The sequence below is a fragment of the Acidiferrobacter sp. genome, assembly GCF_054609335.1.
Window position 1 is genome coordinate 1 of the sequence record NZ_JBTRWP010000089.1, and the last position, 6,119, is coordinate 6,119.

Genomic DNA, 6,119 nt, shown 5'->3' on the forward strand with positions numbered 1-6,119 from the left:
TCCTGATAAGTGGGCTGTATGAATCCGAAGACATGCACGGGGGCGGCAATGCCGTTGGGTTCCGTGCCTTGGAGTTGGAACCAGTTGGTGGCGTGCGCACCACCTGCGAAACAGGCGGCGGCCACTGCCGCCGTCAGCAATGATTGCTTTTTCATGAACTCCTCCTAGATGGGACTGCTTTTTTTAATATCTTTATTATGCCGACCGCAGCGGTTTCGCTTACGGGCGGATGTAATTCCAACCTTCACTCTCGCGACGCATGATCTCGATCACGCCGCCCGGCACCACGTGCGCCACCGGATTCAGATCAGCTTTCGTCAAATGCAGCTTCATCATCGTGTTGTGGCAGGCCGCGAACTCGACGCCCTCGGCATGCAGGCTTTGAATCATCTTCGCATGCACATTATTCTTCAAGAGCAGGCGCATGCCCGGACCGAAAGCCACGATCTCCATCTGCAGCTTGGTCGGCCCGAAGTACTTCAACACGTTCGCGGCATTGGCCAAGACGAGTTCTTGCTCTTGGGCGGAGCCATTGCTGATCTGGAAAACGACGCGATGCGTCGCAAACGCATGGCTTTGTGTACCGGCGTAGCTTGGCGCGGCAAACGCCAACAAGGCCAAGACGGCAAATGCCGACACGAACCGATGGTAAACCGCTGTATACGTCATATCACAGTGCTCCTCTGGTGGGTTTTGACAAATATCCATTTATTATCGGCCCCTCGTATCCTGTCGGCGGGTCGCGCTCGACACCTCTTCGTGTGCCGTGTCGACGCTCGTGATGCGTGGCAAAAAGGGTCCGGGACGTCCGGATCCTTCGGGGCAACTTTATTTCCTAGCGCATCAATGGACGTTATAACAGGAAGCGCGGTCCTGGGAAACAGAAAACCGCAAAGGGGTGCGCACGTGTTTCGTCCTGCGAAGTTCGAGTTTCGCATCGCCATAGCCGACGGGGATCGCGTAGACATTCCTCGAAAGCGCACCGCGCGCGTGGCACCCCTTGGGGAAGTTAAGCCCGCGACCGGGGCCGGGCCGTGAGGCGCAAGGACGGCTCGAAGGGTAGGGGTCCACGGCTTGCGCCACGACACCGCAAGGTTCGCGCGTGGTGCCGTGTCCGTGAGGATGCACCTCCCAAGACGAGCGAGGGCGCTCCCCCTGCGAAAGACCGCAGTTTGCGTAAGTCCCGTCAATTTCTTAGGATGACAGCCCTTACACTCCACCATTCGGACTCTCCGTGACGACTCTGCACCTAGGAACCCGCAAGAGCGCTCTCGCCTTATGGCAGGCGACCCACGTCCGCGATCGGCTCCTCGCCCTGCACCCGGGGCTTACAGTCACCATCGTCCCCATGACGACCGAAGGCGACCGACAGCTTTCCGGCCCACTCGTGGCCTCCGGCGGGAAGGCTCTCTTTACGAAAGAACTCGAGCAGGCTCTTGCGCTAGGACGCATCGACCTCGCCGTTCATTCCATGAAGGATGTGGTCGCGGAACTGCCAGAAGGTCTTACCATAGGCGCGATCCTCGAGCGCGAGGACCCGCGCGATGCCTTGGTGTCCCCTCTCAAGGCATCGGAATTGGCGGCCCTGCCCGAGGGAACCGTCATCGGAACGGCAAGCCTGCGGCGCGCCTGCCAGATCCGCCATTGGCGGCCCGATCTGCGCATCGAGAATCTGCGCGGGAACGTCAATAGTCGCTTGGCGCGGCTCGACGCCGGCGAGTTTTCCGGGATCATCCTGGCGGCAGCCGGGTTGAAGCGCCTGGGACTTGCCGATCGCATAAGCGGCTATTTGTCGATCGAGGTGAGCCTGCCGGCGGCCTCGCAGGGCGCCATCGGCATCGAATGCCGGCTCGATGACGCCAAGACCCGTGGGCTCATAGGGCCCCTGCACCACCCGGACACCGCGCTCTGCGTGGAGGCCGAACGCATCGTCACAGCGACCCTGGCAGGCGGCTGCCGGCTGCCGATCGCGGCCTTCGCCACCCTGGATGCGGACCAGTTGACCGTGCGAGGACTAGTCGGCGAGCCTGACGGAAGTCGGCTACTCACCGACACCCAGCGGGGGCCAGCCACGAGGGCCGCTCACCTCGCGCGCGCGGTCGCCGGAGGCCTCCGGTCGCAAGGCGCCGGGGCCATCATCGAGCGCCTACTGAAGGACGGGGCGTGAGCGATCTCGCCGGACTGAAGATTCTCGTCACACGACCGGTGGGTCAAAGCCAAGGCCTAATGGACCAGCTCACGGCCCTGGGTGCCCAACCCATCCACTTCGCGGCCGTGGAGATCGTGGAGCCCCGGGACATCGCAAGCTTCAAGGCGGTCGTCGCGGACCTGTCCGGCTACCACTGGGCGATCTTCATAAGCCCCAATGCCGTGACCCGCGCCTTCAATCTCATGCAAGGCTTTGGGCAAGAGTGGCCCGCGACGCTGCGCATGGCCGCCATCGGCCGCGGCAGCGCCCGCGAACTGAAGCGGCTCGGGTTCACAGACATCCTAGTCCCCGAGGGCCAGTTCGATAGTGAGTCATTACTGTCTATGGAACCGTTTCAGGATATGGGTGGTCTGCGCATCATCGTCTTTCGGGGGGAGGGTGGCCGGGAGCTCCTCGGAGATACCCTGAAGACCCGCGGGGCCTTTGTCCAATACGCCGAGTGCTACCGGCGCGCGGCGCCCTCGGCGGACGTCTCGGGGCTCCTGCGGGCCTGGGCACGCAATGGCCTGGATGCGGTGATCGTGACCAGCGTGGAAGGGCTGCATCACCTCTATGACGCCCTGGGACAGGTCGGCCGCCAGTGGCTTACGAAGACCCCGCTCGTCGTGGTCGGGGCGCGCCTCAAGGACGCCTGCCTCGCCCTAGGCCTCAAAGGACCCCTCCTGGTCGCCGCGGGCGCCGACGACGAAGCACTGATTGCGGCGCTCCTTGCCTGGCATGCCGGCAAAAACCCCCTATAATCGCTTAAACCCTTAAGAGTCACCATGACCGACGACATCGAGAAGACGAGCCCCCCAGCACTACCCTCCGCCCCGCGCCGCGCGCGTTCCGTCGCCGGAGGGCTTGCGCTGCTCTTGTCGCTGGTGACCCTGATCGGCTTGGGCTACGTCTGGTACCTGCTTTCCTACAAGGCGCAGATCGTGGGTCTCGACGTAACACGGAGCTTTCAGGCGCAAAGCCAGGCGCTGATCCAGCTGAACGCGAAGATCGCGTCCCTGGAGCAGGCGCAGGGCGAGAGCCGCAAGGCCATCGCTGATCTCGCCCAGCGCCAGGCGTCGCTTGCCACCGCCAACCGCCCCGGACGTCACTGGCGGGTACGGGCGGCGGCCGACTTGCTGCTCATCGCCAACGACCAGCTGCGCTTCCAACATAACGTCCCGCTCGCACTGCTCGCGCTCCATCAGGCAGAGCGCGCACTGCGTCGCCAGGGCGACCCCAGGCTTCTGCCGGTGCGCCAGGCCATTCTCCAGGAGATCCTGCGCCTGAAGGCGCTGCGTCGCCAACACACCTCCACCATGGCGCTCGATCTCGTGGCGCTGGCCCATAGCGTCCGGACCTTGCCGCTCGCCTTGCCGCGCGCCTTCCCCGAAAAAACGGCGGCCACCGTGAAATCGGCCCCGCTCCCCTTCTGGCGCCGCGCGGTCGACGGCATCTGGCAGGATTTCACGGGGCTCATCCGGATCCGCAAAGAGCCCATACATGAGCGCGCGCTGCTTGCGCCCAAGCGCGCCTACTTCGTGCGCGAGAACCTGCAGATCCGCCTCTACGGGGCACAGCTTGCCCTGCTCGAACACCGCCCAGCCCTGGTCGCGGCGGATCTTAGCGCGGCTCGGCGCTGGATCGAGCGCTACTTCGACGTGAAGGCGCGCTCCACCCAAACGGTTCTCGCGAAACTCCAAGACCTCCAACACAAGAGCCAGGCCTTGAAGTGGCCTGACATCTCGCAGTCCCTACATCTTCTGCGCCGGCTGTCGCGCGCCGCCTCATGAAGATCCTGTCGGGCATCGTCCTTTTGCTCGTGGTCACGATCCTCGTGACCTTGGCGGCCATGCACAACCCAGGCTATGTGCTGATCGAGCGCAGCCCCTGGAGCGTCGAAATGCCCCTCACGCTCTTTGCGCTGCTCTTGGTCGCGGCGGTGGTCCTGCTCTACACCCTGCTACATGTGACTATGCGTCTTTTGCGGATCCCTCGAGATGTCGGCCGCTGGCGGCTGGACCGTCGCCTGCGCCATCAACAAAAGGGCCTTCATGCGGGCCTCATCAAGTTCCTGGAGGGCGACCATACAGGCGCCGAGAAGGATCTTGTGGGCGACTTCAAGGCCGAGGACGTGCCGGGCATTCACTATCTGGTCGCGGCCTGCGCGGCCCAGGGCCAAGGGCACCGCGAGGAACGCGACGAATATCTCACGCAAGCCCAGCGCGTGCCGGGGCTTGGGCTTGCCGCGGGCCTCCTCCAGACCTATCTACACGAGGCGGCCCGGGAATACGAACGCAGTCTCGCCACCTTAAACGCGCTGCGTATCTCGCATCCGGGTAATCGCACGGTGCTGCGCCTACTTGCGCAACGGGCGCGCGGCCTACGGGATTGGACCACGGTGACCCAACTCGCACCCGAGCTGCGCCGCCACAAGGCCATGGAGGCGGCGGCCATCGACGATCTGGAACGCGACGCCCACCGTCATCTGCTGGCGCTCGCCGCCCACGCCCAGGCGGATGCGGAGGCCGTGTGGCGCGCCATCCCAAAGCACCACCGCCAGCATTCAACACTGATCGCCCTCTACGCCCGCAATCTCATTCGCCGGGGCGAGACTGGCGAGGCGGAGCACCTGCTGACCCCCGCTTTACGCCACGAACCCACAGACGAACTTTACAGCGCCTACGGGGATCTGCAGGGCGATCAGGCACTGCGCTATCTGTCGCAGGCGGAAAACTGGCTCAAGGTCTCCCCCCAGAGCGGCCCGCTCCTCTTGGCGCTCGCCAAGCTCGCGCTGGCCGCCAATCTCCCCGGCAAGGCCCGCGAGTACGCCGAGCGCTGCGCCCGCCAGAACCCAACCTCCGACATCTATGGAGAACTCGCGCTCGTCATGGAACGTCTGGGCGACCAGACACAGGCCCGCGAATACTGCCGACGCGGACTTGATCTCCAAAAGGTCAAGGGGGAAAACCACCGGTCGCCGGAGACCTTGTTCCTGCCGCTCCCGTAGTCATAGACAAGCGGGCATGCCGGCGTCGCACACTTCAGTGCGGACGGAATGCCGCGAGGCGTACATCGCCAGTGTAACCCCTCCGATTCGGGGGCCCTCGATGCGCGCTTGTCTCATTCCCAAGCGCCCTTGCGGGTTAGTCGCGCGGCCGTTGCGCGCAATAGCCGTCGGCGCGGCACTGCGCGCATGAGCGAGAAACAAAAAGACGCAGCCGCACCTCCCGCACCTGACCGGGCCACTTTAGTGGCGCGCGCCCGCCGGCATTCGCTGACCCTTCGGAATACGTGCAAGGCACGCCTCGCCCCGCTCTTGGCGCAAGCCCTGGAGGCCAAGGGGATTTGGCTATTTGGCTCGGTAGCGCGCGGTGAGGCTGTGGAAGGTTCCGACGCCGACATTCTGGTCGAGGTCGGAGACCAAATTGCCCAGGATCGCTTCCTGGATCGAATGAGCCTAGCCTCCGCAGCGTGTCATGCGGCGCGGCTGCCATTCGCCTGTGACATCATCCCGCTCTCTTCCGAGGAAATCGCCGATAAACTGCAATCCGGCAACCTCTTTTTCGAGATCTGTGGGCTGAAAAGGATAGACTCATATGAATCTATCCGACCAGCTGAAGGAAAGCGCTCACTGGTTTGATGCTGCGGAGGACGATAGGGACGCCGCTCGGATTCTAGCCAAGCAAGGAATGCATGCCGCAGCATGCTTTCATGCGCAACAAGCGCTCGAGAAGGCCTTCAAGGGCTTGCTGGTAGCGAACGGGCGCATTCCGAAGACCTACTCCATAGAGGAACTTTCCGCGATGGTACCCATCGAGGGAGGATGGGAGGAACGCGAGGTAACAAAGCTCGATCGCTTCTATATCGCCGCCCGATATCCGGATGCCCTACCAAGCGGCTCCACGGCTCGTAAGCATTTTACGCAAAAAGA

At 63.6% G+C, this 6,119-nt stretch carries 7 protein-coding genes; 6 read left to right on the forward strand and 1 reads right to left on the reverse strand.

Annotation, left to right across the window (positions count from 1 at the left end; translation table 11 throughout):
* Positions 1–219: 219 nt before the first annotated feature.
* Positions 220–669, reverse strand: coding sequence for a DsrE family protein (locus tag ACYCTF_RS13980; RefSeq protein ID WP_461281992.1), 450 nt, complete (start codon positions 667–669; stop codon positions 220–222).
* Between the two features lie 565 nt (positions 670–1,234).
* On the opposite strand from ACYCTF_RS13980, the gene hemC reads away from it, so the two are divergent.
* From hemC to ACYCTF_RS14010, 6 genes are all read left to right on the forward strand, one after another.
* Positions 1,235–2,167, forward strand: coding sequence for a hydroxymethylbilane synthase (gene hemC / locus ACYCTF_RS13985; RefSeq protein ID WP_461281993.1), 933 nt, complete (start codon positions 1,235–1,237; stop codon positions 2,165–2,167).
* Positions 2,164–2,949: a uroporphyrinogen-III synthase gene (locus ACYCTF_RS13990; protein WP_461281994.1), complete on the forward strand. Its 786-nt coding sequence runs from the start codon at positions 2,164–2,166 to the stop codon at positions 2,947–2,949. The genes hemC and ACYCTF_RS13990 overlap by 4 nt, the downstream gene beginning before the upstream one ends.
* Positions 2,950–2,973: 24 nt before the next feature.
* A complete protein-coding gene (locus tag ACYCTF_RS13995; RefSeq protein WP_461281995.1) occupies positions 2,974–3,978 on the forward strand; it encodes a uroporphyrinogen-III C-methyltransferase in 1,005 nt (334 codons plus the stop codon).
* Positions 3,975–5,195, forward strand: coding sequence for a heme biosynthesis HemY N-terminal domain-containing protein (locus ACYCTF_RS14000; protein ID WP_461281996.1), 1,221 nt, complete (start codon positions 3,975–3,977; stop codon positions 5,193–5,195). The genes ACYCTF_RS13995 and ACYCTF_RS14000 overlap by 4 nt, the downstream gene beginning before the upstream one ends.
* Before the next feature lie 186 nt (positions 5,196–5,381).
* The gene (locus ACYCTF_RS14005) at positions 5,382–5,828 is read left to right on the forward strand and encodes a nucleotidyltransferase domain-containing protein (RefSeq protein WP_461281997.1); all 447 of its coding nucleotides are present in this window, start codon (positions 5,382–5,384) and stop codon (positions 5,826–5,828) included.
* A partial coding sequence (locus tag ACYCTF_RS14010) for a HEPN domain-containing protein (RefSeq protein ID WP_461285069.1) occupies positions 5,785–6,119 on the forward strand: 335 nt, incomplete at its 3' end. The genes ACYCTF_RS14005 and ACYCTF_RS14010, both read left to right, overlap by 44 nt.